The following is a 17,091-nucleotide window of genomic DNA, read 5'->3' as shown; positions in this document are numbered from 1 at the left end:
TATAGTTATTCTGCGGGAGAAGGGGATTTCCTTTTCTTTTTGAATTAAAGTTTGATTTTTCTGCAATTAAGTCGTAAAATACGTGTTATATATAAAAGCGTTGAAAAGGAAAAGTAGAATGAAATCATTCTGTCCAGAGAGCTTCGGTAGCTGAGAAGAAGCAAGAATATTCATTTGAACAATGGCCTTTGAGCTTCGTCCTGAACTTATCGAATGATAATAGTAGGCGGCGACGAGAGTTGGTACTCGTTATCAAAACCACAGTATAAGAGCATATAGCTCCGTACTTGTTAAGGCTAATTATGTGAGTAATTGGCGAAATAAGGTGGTACCGCGACTGTTTATACAGCCCCGCCCTTATCTTTTTAAGATAAGGGCGGGGCTTTTTATATTTTAAAGGAGGAATGTAAGATGAGTATTTTTATTGGGGGCGCTTGGCCGTATGCAAATGGCTCGTTACATCTTGGGCATATTGCGAGTTTGTTACCAGGAGATATTTTAGCACGTTATTACCGGGCAAAAGGTGAGAATGTGTTGTATGTTTCGGGGAGTGATTGTAATGGAACACCTATTGCAATTAGGGCAAAACAAGAAGGTGTGACGGCGAAGGAAATTGCTGATAAGTATCATGAAGAGTTCCAGCGATGTTTTCGTAGCCTAGGTTTTACGTATGATTGCTATACACGTACAGATAGCGAGCACCATCATGAAACTGTTCAAAAAGTTTTTTTACGTTTATTAGAAGAAGATTATATTTATAAAAGGACAGTGGAACAAGCATATTGCGAAGCGTGTACGCAGTTTTTACCTGATCGTTATGTAGAAGGCATTTGTCCACATTGCCATGAAGCAGCAAGAGGAGATCAATGCGATGCATGTTCAGCTATTTTAGATCCACTCGATTTGCTAGAAAAGAAATGTAAGTTATGTGGTAGTACGCCATCCATACAGGAAACAGAGCATTTTTATTTCGCATTGCATACATTTCAGGAGCAAATTAAAGAGGCGGTAGAAATCGCAAAACAAGAAGGAACATGGCGTGACAATGCGATTCAGCTAACAGAAAGGTATGTAAAGGAAGGATTACAAGATAGGGCCATATCACGTGATTTACCAATCGGGGTACCAATTCCAGTAGAAGGGTATGAAGATAAGAAAATTTACGTATGGATTGAAGCAGTGACAGGATATTATTCGGCGAGTAAACATTGGGCAGAAGAAACAGGGAAAGATGATCAAGAGTTTTGGGATAGAGAAGCGAAAACATATTATGTGCACGGAAAGGATAATATTCCGTTTCATTCCATCATTTGGCCAGCGGTATTGCTTGGAATAGGAGAAGGAGCAATTCCTCGTCATATCGTTTCGAATGAATATTTAACAGTTGAAAAAAGAAAATTATCTACAAGTAAAAACTGGGCAGTATGGGTGCCTGACATATTAGAACGCTACAATCCAGATTCTATTCGTTACTTTTTAACAGTCAATGCACCAGAAAATCGTGATACGGATTTTTCATGGCGTGAATTCATTTACAGTCATAATAGTGAATTGTTAGGTGCATACGGAAACTTTGTGAACCGGACATTAAAGTTTATTGAAAAGTATTATGATGGCATTGTACCGAATGGAATTATTAATGAAGAGCTGAAAAAGAAGATAGAAGGATTATATATAAATGTAGGAGAAGCAATTGAGCAAACTAAATTTAAAGTGGCTCTAGAAACAATATTTGATGCAGTACGTTTTGCAAATAAATACTTTGATGAGAGGCAGCCTTGGAAACAAAGGGAAGATGATCCAGTTTCATGCGAAGAAACGATTTATAACTGTGTGTATCTTATCGCTAATTTTGCAAATCTCCTTGAACCGTTTTTACCATTCTCAAGTGAAAGAGTTAGAAATACATTATCGATTGTGAACCGAAATTGGGAGCCTCAAAATACGTTGCCGAATAGAATTGATAGTGTGCAGCCACTATTTGAACGAATTGATGTAAAACAAATTGAGCATGAAATAGAAAAGCTATATGGAGCGGTAAAGTGAGATAGAGAAAAAGACCTTTCAAATCAATGAAAGGTCTTTTGTTACGCAGTAGGATTCTCTTTCTTATCCTTTAAGAAGAAAAGCACAGCAAGGATCACGAGAATAATAGCTGCAATATCATATGTTATTTTGAAAGTAGTATTAAAGTTTAAGTACTCTACTAAAGGGTTTTTTACTGCCCCAGCATATATGCAAATGGGAATGATGAGCACATCGTAAAATTTCTTTTCTTTCATATATTTTATTAGGAAGAAGATACACATAATGGCAAAAAAGGCTACGCTTAAAATAGTCATTTATACCTCCAAATAGATTTGAAATTATACCACATTGTAACTGTATTTACATTTATATGAAAGTTTCTATTTTCATGCACTATGCACGCTACTATGTTTCTTTTCTTTCCTAGCCGTAAGCAGCTGAGGAGTAAAAATTCCAAGTAGTATAAAGAGTATCCCAATCCACTGCATGAAGGTTACGACTTCATGTACAAGTGTAATAGAAGCGATAATGGCCGTTGGTAATTCAGCTGCCCCTAGTATTGTACTAAGTCCTGTTCCTACTTTCGGTACACCAATTGAAAAACAAATGACAGGTACGACAACACCGAACAATCCGAGGAAGAATGCGTATTTCCAAAGACCGGCTTGCAGGGCACCATCCGTTAAAAAGGTTGGCGGGAAGAATAGGCATACGATAAGAGTAGCGCTTGTTGTCATAAGAAAGCTTTTCGTATAAGGCGGAACTTCTGTAGCAACACGCCCACTTGCAAAAACATAGAATGAAAAAGAGACAGCGGCTAATAGACCAAAGATAATACCTTTCGTGGAAAAGTTTTGTCCGAGACCTTCAAAGATACCGCCTGCAAACAATGTTCCAGTAAATAAAATAATGATAGATATAACTTTCTCACGGCTTGGTAATATTCGATTAGCGATTGCTTCTATAACGACACCAATCCATGTGAACTGGAAGAGTAGGACGACAGCGATAGATGCTGGTAGTTCTTCTACAGAAATAGCGTAGAAAATACCAGTCATACTCATTGTTGTGCCAACTGTTAGTAAGGAAAAGAATTGTTTTTTTGTTACTGTATGACGTGAAACGAAAAGAACGAGCAGAAGAAGCCCAATCCATCCGAAGACATATTGTCCTCCTAATAGTTGATGTGCTGAAAATCCATCAATAAATCCGAGTTTGAAAATAGTTGAAAGTACGCCGTAGCTACAAGCTCCGAATAACACGAGTAATGAATACTTAAATTTCTCCATGAAAATCCTCCTTTTAAATAATAAAAAACGCCCGCTATCCAAATGAGGATAACGGGCGAACGAAACAGAGTAATATACTCTACAAAATTCCGCCACTCATACGAAGTATGAATTTGGGGTATGAAATTGTAGTAGGTTTTTACATTGCTTTCGGGAATACAATAGAACATTTTACACCTTGGGGTGTGTTTTGTATCCCATAAGGAAACTGGTGCTTATCTAGTATTTGTTTTACAATGTATAACCCAAGACCACTACCTTGTACTAAGCCATGTTTGTCAGGGTTTGCGCGATAGAATGGTTCAAATAAATGGGCAAGTTTATCTTCATCTATTTGTGAACCTGTATTTAATACTTCTAATGCGTAACCGTTTGGTTTTTCATAAAGCTTTATATAGACATGCTGATGGTCAATTGTGTAATGAATTGCATTTGAAATAATGTTAAAAATGGCAGTTTGAATAAATTTAGGATCAGCTAAAACCTGTACATCTTGTTTAATGTTCGATTGAACATTTAATTGTTTTACAGATACAAAGTAATCTACTTTCTTCATAACATCCTCAATAATATTAGTTAATGAGATAACTTTTAAATCAGGTTTAAATTGAGGGTTTTGTATTTTGGATAATTCCGACATTTTTTCCGTTAATATGTTAATGTCTTGCATCATTTCATAGGAACGTTTTAAATATTTATCTCTATCTTTATAAGCTCCAATTCCGTGAATCATGCCATCTAGTTGTCCCATAACGGCTGCGATTGGTGTTTTTAATTCATGGGAAACCATAGACATAAATTCTTTACGAGATTGTTCTAACTGTTGTTCCTTTTTGAGTTCATTTCTTAAATCTTGATTGCTTGCATGTAAATTCTTCACAATATTTGGTACTTGTGAAGCAGCTACTTGTAAATTAAAATCGGTTTGATCTGCATTTTTGTTAAGTAGCTTTTTATCTGAGAAATCAAGATTTATAATATCTTTTAAAGCATCACTCATATATTGAAAAGGTTTAGCAATTAGTTTTGCATAAATTAAAGATCCGAGCAAAGATAATGCAAGCATTGTCGCGCCAATATGAGGAGCTAACTGCTGCAGTGCATCTGTTAATTTAGGATCATCCTGTGCATCATTTGTTTTACTTGCTGCATTTTGTTTATGTAAGGCATCATTAGTAGCGACTTGCTTTTCCGTTTCTGTAAGTGGAGCAGAAGTGCTATTTTTCCCCGCAATACTTTGGGTATGTTCTTTTGCTTTTGCAGTTTGGCTAGGCTGCAAAAGGTGATTTATGGCTGTAGAGAGTGCTTTATAATCTATAATAGAAGGTTGGAAATTGGAAATCATACTCTCTGAAACAGCCTTACTTTGATTCGTTTTACTTTGGTCGTTTTGTTTGTCTGAATCCGCTTGTTCTGTAGACAGCGCTCCATTTTCTTTTGCAAAACGTTCTTTATCGTAGTTTGAAGCTAGAAAATAAATAATTTGATAAAGACAAAGTGATAAAAGAATACAAAATAATAAGGTTTTGATGAAAATATTTTTGGTGATGTTGTCTGTGCTACGATTCGATTTTGTAGCCAATGCCTTTCACCGTTTTAATATAAGGAATCCCTAATTTTTTTCTTAAGTTCTTAATATGTGTATCTATAACTCTTACATCACCATAATGTTCATAGCCCCATACCTTATTCAGCAAATCACTTCTTGATAATACTTTTCCCCGATTTTGCAGTAAAGTATAAATAATTTCAAATTCCTTTGTTGTTAATTCAATTTGATTACCATGAACATAAGCGGCATATGCTGTAGAATTTAACATCAATTCACGGAATTGTAGTATAGTTGCAGTTTCTGCTTCCTTCGTTGCTGCCCTTCTTAATACAGCTTCTACACGTTTAATAAATACGGTGTAATGGAACGGTTTTGTAATATAGTCATCAATACCTAATTCAAATCCTTTAATTTCACTTTCTTCATTATGTAAGCCTGTTAACATAATAATCGGTACATCAGACTGTCCTCGCATAATTTTACAAATACTATAGCCATCTATATCTGGTAACATCACATCAAGGAGGACAAGATCGTATGAATTTTTTTGGAAAAGAAGAATACCTTCTGTTCCAGCGCCAACGACATCAACAGTAAAGTTTTGTGCCATTAGAAATTCACGGATTAGTTCTTGTATATCTGGGTTGTCTTCAATCACCAGTATATGCGTCATAGTAACACCTCCTAAATAACGCTTTTTACTGCAATATTCGAATTCATCATTTTTCCGATGACTCAGATTGTTTATACATATAATAAGCCCCCGCCATAAAATAATCATGAAAGTAGCAAGGGGAGTTGTTTAGTGAAACTGAATATTTAAGAATTACAGTAATTCTATTATAGTATGTATTGTAAAATTTATAAAATATTATAACTGTATAATTTTAATATCCATGTTTATCAATGTTTAGATGTTACTTAATACAATCTATCCCTATTATATATGTAAATACAGTTGTTTTGCTACTGTAAATGAAGAAATAAAATAAGCCAAGACATAAAATTCTTGGCTACACGTAAATCGTGTTGTTAGGTTATTTTACAGTGACAGTAGCCTGCTGAGGAATACGCTCAAATAACCAGTGTATATCATTGTTATACATACGAATACAACCTAGCGTTGTCCATTTGCCGATTGCCTGATTATTGTTCGTACCATGAATCGCATAAGTTGTTCCGTAAGTTCCTGCCATGTTTAGTCCGAGCCAACGGTCACCAAGTGGATTACGTGGATCGCCGCCTTTAATTTTGCCTGTATAATAAGGACGATTTTTAATTTTATTTACGATTTGAAAAGTACCTTTAGGTGTAGGAGTAGCTGCTTTTCCAGTAGCGACAGTAAAACTCTTTATAAATTTTCCATTTTGATAATAATCCATTTTATTTAACTGCGTGTTTACAATCAGTTGATCGTTCGTTGTAGCTGCCTCAGCATTTGTAAATGGAATAGTTAAAAATCCTAATGATAATAGTGCGCTTAATAATAGTTTTTTCATTATATTCTCCTTTTTACTATTGTAATAGTCTTACATACAATGAATTTGCAATCCTCGTAATACTTTATTTACATTTTCATCTAATGTTTCAAAGAAGGTAGTAATCTTTGGATTTTGTTTGTTGTTTTTATCAATAAGTAATCTTTCATTTAGTAAAAGTTCACCATGTAGTCCAAAACTTTGAACTTGAATATTTAGCTCATCTTCAGTTTCGGAAATAATTGGTAAGAAGTAGTGGAAAGCTTTCGTTGGAATGATATAACTTTTGCCAATCATGCTTTCTTGATTTGAATTAGTCCATTTTTTCGTGACAATCTTAATGTTCTTTTTTGAAACGATAAAAGATAGTGTAGTAGATTTTGTTAAACTTACGTCAAATTCACTTGTTTCACATATGTGTAAATTAAAAACGGTTTCATTTTGATGAGATTCAATATTTGTATTAATAAAATCGTGCATTTTATAAGCTTCCATTTCTTATTCACCCTTTTTTCAATTTCGAAAAACGACTTATATTTATTCAATTTAATGCTTAGTCATATATTAGTTAAATTTTTCAACAAATTCCGATATAATCTTACAATACATATATGAAGCTAATATGAAGTTCGTATGAGTTTGTGGTGGTTTTTTATTGAGAACAAAATGTGGTGATTTTCAGGTGTTAAAAACTGGATAAAAAATGTATATTAATTCCTTTAATTCGTACGATATATAGCTGTTAGTTCATTTTAAAATGATAATGGATAGCATCAAATAAAGAACAGAAAACTTTAGTGTGAGCCTTACAAAAATGTAATAAAAATGTAAGCTATTGTGATAGTTATTTCGACAATTTTTTTATACAATAATAGTAAGAAGTTGTACGTGATTGAAAGGAGAGATGACATGGAATGGGTTCATGAATTATTTCAGCAGTACGGGTACTATGTTGTACTTGTTGGTTTGCTGTTAGAATATATTGCACTTCCGTTTCCGGGAGAGCCAACATTAGCATATGCGGGGTTTCTAGCACAGAAGGGCGATTTAAGTTTACCGATTTTAATTATCCTATCCTTTATTGGGACAAGTGTAGGAATGACAATTCAATACTTTTTAGGAAATAAATTAGGTATGCCCTTTATTCAAAAGTATGGGAAATACGTATTTTTAACACAAAGAAAAATTGACTTAACAAGAATGTGGTTTGATAAGTATGGATACTTCCTTATTTTTATCGGTTTCTTTATTCCTGGTGTACGTCATTTCACAGGATACTTTGCAGGAATTATTAACTTACCATTCCGTCGTTTTGCAATTACAATTTACTCAGGTGCTCTATTTTGGGTATCATTCTTCTTAATCGGTGGTTATTGGTTAGGTGGAAACTTACATGACATCTTTGGAGTGCTAGAAGGTCATATCGGTAAAATTATTTTTGGAGTGATTGTGATTGTGGCAGTTACATTAGGCATTCGTTTCCGCAAACAGTTAAAACGAGTATTGTTACAAAACGCAAGTTAATATGGAATCCATTCTATGTCAAAATTTAGGAAGGCAGTGCAAAAGCACTGCCTTTTTATTTTATATTCCAATCTATTCTCAACTTTCCTTTTAACTTATTGCCATTAACTATAATGTAATACGTTCCCGTCTTAACTGCTGCAAATTGGTATGTATTAGGACCGTTTGAAGCTAAATAATTTTCTTCCTCTTGAAACTCACTAGCCATTTTTACGGCTCCCATGTAGCCATCCGGATTTTCAGCTCGTGATTCAATGGTGAATTCTAATATGTCACCTCGTTTTAGTTCAATGGGGACTTTATGTTCACCACTAAAATGTTGAAAAGATGCTTCGAAAGAGTTTTCTGTTTTTGTTTCTACCCATTGTTCTTTTGATGTTCCAACCTTTTCTAGATCGATTAAGTTGATTGTAATAAATATAATAACCATAGCGCTTGGCACGAAATATTGTATCCATTTAAAATTTGTTGCTATAACTGTACATAAATAGAAAAAAAGAGAACATATTGCTCCAATTGATCCAAGGAACAAGAACTGTCTTAGATCCGCTTCTTTAAATATTAGGAAGGGAAGAAAAAAGAAATAGCCGCAAAAAATATAAAGGAATAATGTCTTCAGTCTTGTATATGTTTTTAATTTTAATTTATCGATGCAAATAGAACAAAAAATTGCATATGCAGCAAGAATAGGAACGAAGGGAACATATAGTAGTTCTCGTAATCCAGTTAAGAAACTATATAGCGTTGGTTGACTAGTTGTTAAGAGAAGCGCGCTAATAAGTAATAATAACAAGAAAGCTGCTGTAAGCTTAGTAAGAATGTAAGAAAAGGTAGATGTTTTTTTCATATGGAACCTCCTTTGTTTAATATTTCACATTCATTATATAAGTTATTTTCATCATAATACATCTTTATTTTTGTCAATTATTATAGTCGTAATGACAATTATAATTGACAAGCATAAGGATATTATTTACAATTTTATTTAAATAAATGAAAAAGAGGGAAGACATGAAGCTTCAAAATCGAGTGAGGGAATTGCGAGCAAAGCATCGTTTATCACAAGGGGATTTAGGGAAAGCGATTGGATCATCACGACAAACGATTAGTTTAATTGAGCGCGGGGATTATGCACCATCTATTGTATTGTCGTTAAAAATCGCACACATTTTCAACGTACCGGTGGAGGAAATATTTACGTTAGTGGAGGGGGAAGAGGATGATGAAGAGTAAACGAAAAAAACAATTTGATTTTGTGGGGAAAATAGCATTAAGTATGATGGGTGGCTTTTTAACATCTTATATAGCTTTACATTTACTCTCGGATGAACCAAGAAAATTATCATCTAATACATTTATAGGTGTATGTACTATTTTTGGAGTCTTAATGATGTACTACACTTGGAAGAATACACGTATGTTAGCAGAGGCACGCGATGAAGAAGAGAGCGTACAAGGCAGAAAATTAGGCATTATAAGTATATATTTACGTGTAGGTGATATAGTTACGCAGGCATGGTTTGTATATGCAGTTATTACATGTAGACGTGCACTGTTGCAGGATACAAATGTTTCATTTGCAGTGTGGAATTTAGTAGCAGCTATTGTCTGCTTGACTATTGTAGTGGTTATCGGGCTCATAATAAAAAATCGTTATAACAAGCTATATCCTGAACAAGGTGTAACATATATGGAATCTATGAAAATGTGGACGAAAAACGCAGATGAAGGATTAAAGCACATTGTGCATGAGGCTGGATATAAAGCATATGAATTTACGAATACAGTATTGGCATATGTATGGTGGGCTGCCGTTATATATACAGCGGCTAGTGATATCGATTTTGTATTAATTGGCTTAATCTCATTTATTTGGATATTGCATCTCGGAAAATTTATGTATGAAATGCAGAGGAAAATGATTTATTAAGGGGAGAAAAAGGTGGATATTTTAAGAAGACCAGCTGGTTCACTGACAGTGGCGCTCATTCTGTCCATTTTATACGGAGTGATCCGAACTGGAAAATTAGAAACAATGTTGAATATATGGGCATTATTGGGGATTTTTCTGTTAGTGGTAATCATTCATGAGTTAGGACATGTCATATTCGGCATAATAGGTGGTTTGACATTTAAATTTATGACAGTAGGGCCTATTACTGTTCAAAAGGAGAAGGGGAAAGTACGTATTCGAGAAAATAAATTATGGGCGTACTTCGGAGGCGTGGCAATGTTAATACCGCCTTCTATAGTAACACCGAACCTTTCGAAAAAATGGGCATGGATGACTTTAGGTGGACCAATTACAAGTTTACTATTTGGTATTACTTTTGGTTACATATACATGGTGAGTTACTATCAATATCTGTTATATTTTTCTGTTTTCCATTTTATAATTTTTGCGGTTACAATCGTACCGATAAAAGGAACGCTTATGAGCGATGGTATGCAATTTCTTATTTTAATTAAAGATGATGAAAAGGCGAAGCAGCATGTATATAACATTCAAGTATCGAGTGAGTTATTTAGTTATAAGAGGCCGAAAGATTGGGATAAGAGATTAGTAGAACTTACCGAAGATAAAATAAAAGAACATAAAAGTATAAGAGAGATCATGAGCGGACTTATGCTTGTCTTCCTTGCCCGGTCGGATCAAAAGGGAATGGAAAGAGCGATACCATATATAGAACAAGTTGCCCAGCTCCCTGTAACGAAAGAAAATAAATATTTCGTTAGCAGTTTTCATAGTTGGTATCTTTTATATAAAGCTCTTTATAAGATGGATAGCCTTTCTCTGCATGAAGCGAAGGAACATGCAAAAGCCATTACTAAGATTGATCTAAATGGATATTACCGTACACAAGGAATTATTAAATATTTAGAGGGCGATATAGAAGCTTCCAACGTTTATATGAGGAAAGCGGATAAAGAATTGAAGAGCGCTGAGAATAGTGAAATAGGATATTTACAATTAGAGAGAGAATGGTTTGAGCAGCTGAAAGAGAGGGTATCTTACGATGGGTGAGATATCCTCTTTTTTTTATGTCGTCTTATGCCGTTCCATAAACAGGCTGGGGCGAGTAAAATAAGAGAAGAAGAGCAAAGCTTGGAGGAATTCTAGATGGAAATTTTAACGATTATTTTAATAGTCTTGCTCATTTATGCTATTTTTAAAGTAGCATATGTAGCATTAAAGATACTCGCGATCCTATTAGTTATCTTTTTAATCGTAGAGTTCGGCAGTAAATTGCTTGGGGGATAGGGTATATTGTACGTTTTGAGTGTCGAAGGTTGTCGTTAAACCGATATATTGTGTCGAATCGTCGATATAATGAAAAAATCGTTGATATAAGTGGAGAAATAATCGATATATTTGAAAAATCGTTGATATATTCCGGTAAGTACCGGATGGGGTATATGGAAAAGAAGTTGCCGTAAAGGTAGCTTCTTTTTATTTTAGTGATGGGGTATGAACAGGAAAGAGTAACAAAACAAAAAAGCTGGAAGAGTATCTTCCAGCTTACGAGTTACTTTCAATTTGGCGACCGTTTTCTTCTTCATTGTCTTGTAAAAGGTTGAATACGTCTGCTAGGCAGAATGCAATGAACCAAGTCCATAGACCGTGGAAGAAAGCTGAGCTTAATTGAAGTGGTAATGTATAGTTAGTCATTGAGTAGGAAATACATCCGCCAACGATTCCGATCATTGTTAATAACATTGTTTTTTGTGCATTTTCTTCTGGATTGAAGAGGAAGTAAATGTATCCACCTAAAATCGAAGCGCTTACAAGCGTTTCGATTCCATTAAAAATGATATTCTCTCCAAGCTGAGTGTTTGTCCAGAAGCAGATTGTTCCGCCGATAATAGCAAACAGGACAGCTATTGTATATCTTATATATTGATTCATATGTTCATCTCCTTATGTAATAAGATGATTTGGAAGTCAAAAAGGTAGGTATAGTATATTGAAGTGAATTTTAGTTGTACGTATCTTTTTATAAAAAGATCATGGAAGAATAACTAAGATGATCGGTTTTTTAAACCGTTACGTGTATGGTGTTTGAAATATACCTGACTGCTCGTTTCTTTTTGCTTGTAAAAATAAGAGAAACTTCCAAGTCTATATACTCTTTTTTTGTGAGTCTGCTTTCATTATAACACATTTAGGGTCACAATAATAGAATTATCTGATTTTGTAATAAGTGTAAAAAATAAAAATCGCAAGGAAATACCACTAACAATGCAGTTTAGTGGAAGAAGGATTTTAATTTATTATGATGAAATATGTAATCAAGGTGAGATCTAAGAAGGAGGCTTACATACTATAAAAAATGATTTGTAGCATGAATGAAAGGGAGGAGAGCTAACTTGGAGATCACAACAGAAAGATTAATAATTAGACCTTTTAAGAGTACTGATTTACAGGATGTATTTGCTATTTATAATAATGATGATACATGTAAGTTCCTATTACATAATAAGTGGACTTATGAAGACAAGCAGAAAAGATTTAATAAGAAGCTAGCAAACAATGTGCTTACTGAAGAATCAATATTAAGTTTGGCAGTTATATACAAGACTAAAGTAGTTGGTGATTTATCCGTATGGTACACAAATATGAAAGACACTGTTGAGATTGGTTATAGTTTTTCAAATGAAGTAGCTGGGAGAGGTTTGGCAACAGAAGCAGTAAGTAGTTTGGTATTTAAATTATTTAATGAATTTCATGTACATCGTATACAAGCTAATCTTGATGCACGTAATACAGCTTCACAAAAATTATGTGAACGAATAGGCATGAGAAAGGAAGCCCATTTCATACAAGATTTTTGGAGTAAAAATGAATGGACAGATAGTATTGTATACGGAATGCTATCCTCCGATTTGTAGTAATAAACTTCGTGATTTTATTATGCTAAAGGGTGCGTTAGTTGAATAACAAAGGGCATAACATATTATATATGACTAATATGTTATGCCCTTTAATGTATTAACCTTTTTTATCCCGCTTTAATGGGCAGTAAGACCCCCACCTCAAAATTCAGCGAAAGCAAAGAAGTTAGGTGGGGGATCAACTGCCCATAAAAGTCCGATTGGTTCAACTAATAATCAGTGGGGGATGAAGAAAACCCCCACTGATTAAAGTTTCACTTTATATGCGTTTGAAACGGCCGACAATTTCAACTGTTTCAGTAATGTTCATAAATGCTCTGTTATCCACTTGACGGATAATACGTTTCATTTCGCCTAACTCATAGCGAGTCACGACAGTGTAAATCATTTTTTTCTTATGGTTTGTATAGCCGCCGACAGCATCTACCATTGTCACTCCGCGTATGCCGTGATGTAATAGTGCGCTTTTTATTTCCTCGCCTTTTTCTGTAACTGTCATTATCGTTAATTTAATATGTTTCGTATGCACAGCATCAATTACTTTACTGACTACAAACCGGCTAATTAACGTATAAAGCGTAATATCCCATCCGAAAATAAATCCTGCTGCAACAAGTAAGATTAAGTTGAATCCAAAGATGATTGCTCCAATCGAAATATCTCGATGTTTCGCTACAATCAATCCAACAACATCAAAGCCACCTGTTGAAGAAGCAAATCGGAATATGATCCCGGAAGCTGCTCCGCAAATTACACCACCGAATACAGAAGATAGTAAAATATCGTCTGAAACTTGGTGTACAGGGATAATGTTCATCGCTAACGATGATACAGCTACAAAATACGCTGTTAAAAAGGTTGTCTTCTTGCCTAAGTAAAAGTGACTTAAAATAAGAAGAGGAATGTTTAGTAAAAAGATAAGTGCACCGATATTGTAGTGCATTAAATAACCGATAATCATCCCTACACCAGCGAATCCACCGCTAATCATGTTATGCGGGATAAAGAACATATTCATAGAAATTGCATACAAAATAGAGGCTATGAAAATAACAACCAACTGTATGATGAATTCTAAGTGAAATGTTTTAGCTGCTGGGAAGGATAAAAAGGCGGTGTCGGGAACGTAATCGGCGTCTCCTAGTTGACCCATAGTATGTTTCATCTCCATATTCATTTTTGATTACAAGAAGAGAATAAAGGTTTTTTCAAAAACTGGCAATAGTTTTATTATAATGCAAAAATTTTATAAATTTCTAACAAATTAAACCTATTCAAAGATACGTGTGAATATACTAAAGAAAGCGAATACATTGGTTTTCTAGCATAGTTTTATTGAGAAAATATGCAAAATACTTTTTTGACGATAAAAGGAAATAGAGAATGTTTGTTGAATGTGCTAAAATGACCTTATTAAGGATGTGAAGCGATGGAATTTTTATTGCAGGATGCAATTCTATATATATCGTTTGTAACGACAGCGCTTTGTTTATTAGAAGTTTTCTTCCTTGCTAACGTTTCTCGCTTTGTACGTCAGCAAGCATCGAGCGGTAGACAGAGAGCTTTCAAATTAGTTGATACATGTGAAGATAGTGCAGGGAATGTAACGCTATTTTCAATTTTTTATAAATATGGAATGATTCGTTCTGTACGCAGACAAGAATCAAGTGAAGAGAATGACGAGGTCGGTCCGTATACACCAATGTTTCGCTAAATAATTACGAAACATTGGAGGAATGAACATGTTAAAATCATACCGAGCTGCGCTCATTAGTTTATCAGTATTACTTGTTTTTGTTTTATCTGGCTGCAGTAATGCAGGCACAATCGATGCACATAGTACGGGAATTTGGAACCATTATTTCGTATATCCAATCTCGTATATGATTCAATTTGTTGCTCATCATATACCGGGAGCTAGCTTCGGGATTGCTATCATTATTATGACGCTCGTTATTCGTTCAGCAATGATTCCATTAGCTGTTTCGCAATATCGTAGTCAAGCGAAAATGAAGAAAATGCAACCTGAACTGCAGAAGCTGAAACAAAAATACGGTGATGTGGGTAAAGATCTTGAAAAACAAAAGCAGTATCAAAAAGAAATGTCAGAACTAATGAAATCAGGCGGTTGGAATCCACTAGCTGGTTGCTGGCCAATCTTTATACAAATGCCGATTTTCTCTGCTTTGTATTATGCGATTAGCCGAACAGAAGAGATTCGCACATCTTCATTTTTATGGGTGAACTTAGGACATGCAGATCCGTATCATATATTACCGATTATCGCAGCGTTAACGACATTTATTCAGATGAAAGTTTTCCAATCTAATATTACACCTGGAGAACAAGTACAGATGCTGAAAGTGCAGCAAATTATGATGCCGGCAATGATTCTATTTATGGGATTTGCGGCTCCATCAGGACTTGTGTTGTACTGGATAACGGGTAATTTATTTACAATGACACAAACAATTGTATTAAGAAGAATAATGGAACGTGAAGAATTACAATTACAAAAAGCTTAGAACAACGCCGCTCGTGATGAGCGGCGTTTTTTTGTTAAGTCGTTAAGGAAATGTTAAGAAACCAACATTACTATAGGCATTGTATACGAAAGTGTACATGCTTTAGAAATATGAAGGAGGAAATTTCCTATGAAGAAGAAAACAGTTGGGTATTTAGCGATTGCAGGTGCTTTATCATTCGGAATCATTGGAGGAGTGGGTATTCCGGCATTCGCGGCAACGAATACTCCAGTAGCTGAGCAGTCTACAAAAACGGCGAAAAAAGATTTGGATGACGCTACAAAACAAAAAGTAAAAACGATTATGGACGATACAAAGAAACAGTTGAAGGAGCTAGGTGTAAACCTTCCAGAGAAAGAAAAACGTAAAGATATGCTTGCTGACTTAGATGAAGCAACAAAAGAAAAAGCGAAATCAATCTTAGAACAAGAGAAATCCGGTAAATTAACACGTGAACAAGCGCAAGGAGAATTAACAAAACTAGGCGTGAAGTTCCCGGAAAAGGGTAAACATGGAGATATGTTTGCTAACTTAGATGAAGCAACAAAAGAAAAAGCGAAATCAATCTTAGAACAAGAGAAATCCGGCAAACTAACACGTGAACAAGCAAAAGAAGAATTAACAAAGCTAGGTGTGAAATTCCCTGAGAAAGGTAAGCATAAAGACATGCTTGCTGACTTAGATGAAGCAACAAAAGAAAAAGCGAAATCAATCTTAGAACAAGAGAAATCCGGTAAACTAACACGTGAACAAGCAAAAGAAGAATTAACAAAGCTAGGTGTGAAATTCCCTGAGAAAGGTAAGCATAAAGACATGCTTGCTGACTTAGATGAAGCAACAAAAGAAAAAGCAAAGTCTATTTTTGAACAAGAAAAATCCGGGAAATTAACTCATGAGCAAGCAAAAGAAGAATTAACAAAGCTAGGTGTGAAACTTCCAGAGAAAGAGAAGCATAAAGACATGTTTGCGGGATTAGATGAGGCAACGAAAGAAAAAGCAAAAGCGATTTTAGAGAATGAAAAGAAACAATTAGAGGCGTTGAATGTGGATCTTCCGCACCATAAAGTGAAACTTTAATCAGTGGTGTATTTCCACTGATTATTAGTTGAACCAATTGGGCTTTTACGGGCAGTTAATATTCCAACTTCATCCCTGTATTCGCTGGGTTTTAAGGTGGAAGTTTTACTGCCCGTTAATGCGGGGTAAATTTTTTATGAAAAAAGATGAGAAATAATTGAGTGAAGTCGTATCTTTCGTGTGGGCAACCGAAAGGTACGTGCGAGGACCGATTTCTGTTAGCAGAAATCGGTCTCTTTTAATGATTCAATAAAATTTTTTTCATTGTTAGTATGTATCCAAAGATGCAGTAGAAGATTGCAAAACCGATAAACACTTCTGTATATTGGTATTTACCTAATACATAGAAGGAAGTAGCTGGTATAATAGCTACCGCTAAAATGCTATAACCAGGATACTTGTGCCTGTACATGATAGCGAATAGAACAGAGAGAAACGTAGCGATAATACAAAAAACAGCAATCATTATTCGTGCACCTCCTATATAGACTATACCATTGTTAGGGAATTAGAGAAGTATCGTAACTTCTGTTATAATATAAGAAGAGAAATATTTCATATGTTATATAAAAAAATATATTGATTTTTTCTAACAATTCAATATAATGAACAATAACTACAAAATTCGACATCAAGAAGTGATGATGAGGACATGATCAATTTTTTACGATTCTCAGAGAGGGAAGCCTTTGGCTGTGAGCTTCCTAATACGGAAAAATGGATTA

At 34.7% G+C, this 17,091-nt stretch carries 20 protein-coding genes and 2 other annotated features (1 of these 22 running past the window's edge); of the genes, 10 read left to right on the top strand and 10 right to left on the bottom strand.

Annotated features, from left to right (window positions below; translation table 11 throughout):
- Positions 1-91: 91 nt before the first annotated feature.
- Positions 92-362 (top strand) — a binding site (T-box leader).
- A gap of 49 nt (positions 363-411) precedes the next feature.
- Positions 412-2,046: a methionine--tRNA ligase gene (gene metG, locus J0835_RS24870; RefSeq protein ID WP_087982939.1), complete on the top strand. Its 1,635-nt coding sequence runs from the start codon at positions 412-414 to the stop codon at positions 2,044-2,046.
- Between the two features lie 41 nt (positions 2,047-2,087).
- Here metG and J0835_RS24865 read toward each other — a convergent pair whose 3' ends face one another.
- From J0835_RS24865 to J0835_RS24840, 6 genes are all read right to left on the bottom strand, one after another.
- Positions 2,088-2,342, bottom strand: coding sequence for a hypothetical protein (locus J0835_RS24865; protein ID WP_087982937.1), 255 nt, complete (start codon positions 2,340-2,342; stop codon positions 2,088-2,090).
- 72 nt (positions 2,343-2,414) lie between these two features.
- Positions 2,415-3,317, bottom strand: a complete 903-nt coding sequence (locus tag J0835_RS24860; protein WP_087982935.1) for an EamA family transporter — start codon at positions 3,315-3,317, stop codon at positions 2,415-2,417.
- A 139-nt stretch (positions 3,318-3,456) separates the two neighbouring features.
- Positions 3,457-4,899, bottom strand: a complete 1,443-nt coding sequence (locus tag J0835_RS24855) for a sensor histidine kinase (protein WP_087982933.1) — start codon at positions 4,897-4,899, stop codon at positions 3,457-3,459.
- Entirely contained in the window at positions 4,877-5,542 is a 666-nt protein-coding gene (locus tag J0835_RS24850; RefSeq protein ID WP_000148838.1) for a response regulator transcription factor, read from the bottom strand. Before J0835_RS24850 ends, J0835_RS24855 begins: the two co-directional genes overlap by 23 nt.
- Positions 5,543-5,906: 364 nt before the next feature.
- Positions 5,907-6,368, bottom strand: coding sequence for a L,D-transpeptidase (locus J0835_RS24845; RefSeq protein ID WP_000735052.1), 462 nt, complete (start codon positions 6,366-6,368; stop codon positions 5,907-5,909).
- A gap of 30 nt (positions 6,369-6,398) precedes the next feature.
- Positions 6,399-6,842 (bottom strand): DUF3978 family protein, encoded by a 444-nt coding sequence (locus J0835_RS24840; RefSeq protein WP_087982931.1) that lies wholly within the window; start codon positions 6,840-6,842, stop codon positions 6,399-6,401.
- A gap of 414 nt (positions 6,843-7,256) precedes the next feature.
- Between J0835_RS24840 and J0835_RS24835 the strand changes: the two genes are divergently transcribed.
- Positions 7,257-7,871, top strand: coding sequence for a DedA family protein (locus J0835_RS24835; RefSeq protein WP_046955638.1), 615 nt, complete (start codon positions 7,257-7,259; stop codon positions 7,869-7,871).
- Between the two features lie 55 nt (positions 7,872-7,926).
- Here J0835_RS24835 and J0835_RS24830 read toward each other — a convergent pair whose 3' ends face one another.
- On the bottom strand, positions 7,927-8,718 hold the full coding sequence (locus tag J0835_RS24830) for a hypothetical protein (protein ID WP_087982929.1): 792 nt from the start codon (positions 8,716-8,718) through the stop codon (positions 7,927-7,929).
- A 164-nt stretch (positions 8,719-8,882) separates the two neighbouring features.
- On the opposite strand from J0835_RS24830, the gene J0835_RS24825 reads away from it, so the two are divergent.
- From J0835_RS24825 to J0835_RS24810, 4 genes are all read left to right on the top strand, one after another.
- Positions 8,883-9,104, top strand: coding sequence for a helix-turn-helix transcriptional regulator (locus J0835_RS24825; RefSeq protein WP_000776157.1), 222 nt, complete (start codon positions 8,883-8,885; stop codon positions 9,102-9,104).
- Entirely contained in the window at positions 9,094-9,801 is a 708-nt protein-coding gene (locus tag J0835_RS24820) for a DUF3169 family protein (RefSeq protein ID WP_140386934.1), read from the top strand. Before J0835_RS24825 ends, J0835_RS24820 begins: the two co-directional genes overlap by 11 nt.
- Before the next feature lie 12 nt (positions 9,802-9,813).
- Positions 9,814-10,896: a site-2 protease family protein gene (locus tag J0835_RS24815; protein WP_087982926.1), complete on the top strand. Its 1,083-nt coding sequence runs from the start codon at positions 9,814-9,816 to the stop codon at positions 10,894-10,896.
- A 96-nt stretch (positions 10,897-10,992) separates the two neighbouring features.
- On the top strand, positions 10,993-11,133 hold the full coding sequence (locus tag J0835_RS24810) for a DUF3985 family protein (protein ID WP_087982923.1): 141 nt from the start codon (positions 10,993-10,995) through the stop codon (positions 11,131-11,133).
- Positions 11,134-11,391: 258 nt separating this feature from the next.
- On the opposite strand, the gene J0835_RS24805 is transcribed toward J0835_RS24810, so the two are convergent.
- On the bottom strand, positions 11,392-11,778 hold the full coding sequence (locus tag J0835_RS24805) for a DUF3938 domain-containing protein (RefSeq protein WP_001077775.1): 387 nt from the start codon (positions 11,776-11,778) through the stop codon (positions 11,392-11,394).
- Positions 11,779-12,239: 461 nt separating this feature from the next.
- On the opposite strand from J0835_RS24805, the gene J0835_RS24800 reads away from it, so the two are divergent.
- The gene (locus J0835_RS24800) at positions 12,240-12,761 is read left to right on the top strand and encodes a GNAT family N-acetyltransferase (RefSeq protein WP_087983224.1); all 522 of its coding nucleotides are present in this window, start codon (positions 12,240-12,242) and stop codon (positions 12,759-12,761) included.
- Between the two features lie 262 nt (positions 12,762-13,023).
- Here J0835_RS24800 and J0835_RS24795 read toward each other — a convergent pair whose 3' ends face one another.
- Positions 13,024-13,917 carry a YitT family protein gene (locus tag J0835_RS24795; protein WP_076541754.1) on the bottom strand — a complete coding sequence of 298 codons (894 nt, stop codon included), beginning with the start codon at positions 13,915-13,917 and terminating at the stop codon, positions 13,024-13,026.
- A 276-nt stretch (positions 13,918-14,193) separates the two neighbouring features.
- Here J0835_RS24795 and J0835_RS24790 point away from each other — a divergent pair, with 276 nt between their 5' ends.
- The 3 genes from J0835_RS24790 (at position 14,194) to J0835_RS24780 (ending at position 16,366) form a co-directional block, all read left to right on the top strand.
- Positions 14,194-14,478, top strand: a complete 285-nt coding sequence (locus tag J0835_RS24790; protein WP_087982921.1) for a hypothetical protein — start codon at positions 14,194-14,196, stop codon at positions 14,476-14,478.
- A gap of 28 nt (positions 14,479-14,506) precedes the next feature.
- On the top strand, positions 14,507-15,289 hold the full coding sequence (locus J0835_RS24785) for a membrane protein insertase YidC (protein WP_087982918.1): 783 nt from the start codon (positions 14,507-14,509) through the stop codon (positions 15,287-15,289).
- A 129-nt stretch (positions 15,290-15,418) separates the two neighbouring features.
- Entirely contained in the window at positions 15,419-16,366 is a 948-nt protein-coding gene (locus tag J0835_RS24780; protein WP_144537840.1) for a hypothetical protein, read from the top strand.
- Between the two features lie 238 nt (positions 16,367-16,604).
- Here the strand turns inward: J0835_RS24780 and J0835_RS24775 are convergent, their stop codons facing one another.
- Positions 16,605-16,832: a hypothetical protein gene (locus J0835_RS24775; RefSeq protein ID WP_087982910.1), complete on the bottom strand. Its 228-nt coding sequence runs from the start codon at positions 16,830-16,832 to the stop codon at positions 16,605-16,607.
- Positions 16,833-16,998: 166 nt separating this feature from the next.
- Positions 16,999-17,091: a binding site (T-box leader), on the top strand (it continues 144 nt past the right edge of the window).

Origin of the sequence: Bacillus cereus group sp. Sample62, from assembly GCF_036851315.1 — a bacterium.
Classification (GTDB): domain Bacteria; phylum Bacillota; class Bacilli; order Bacillales; family Bacillaceae_G; genus Bacillus_A; species Bacillus_A wiedmannii.
Note: the sequence above shows the minus strand (reverse complement) of the source record. Positions and strands in the feature narration are given on the sequence as shown.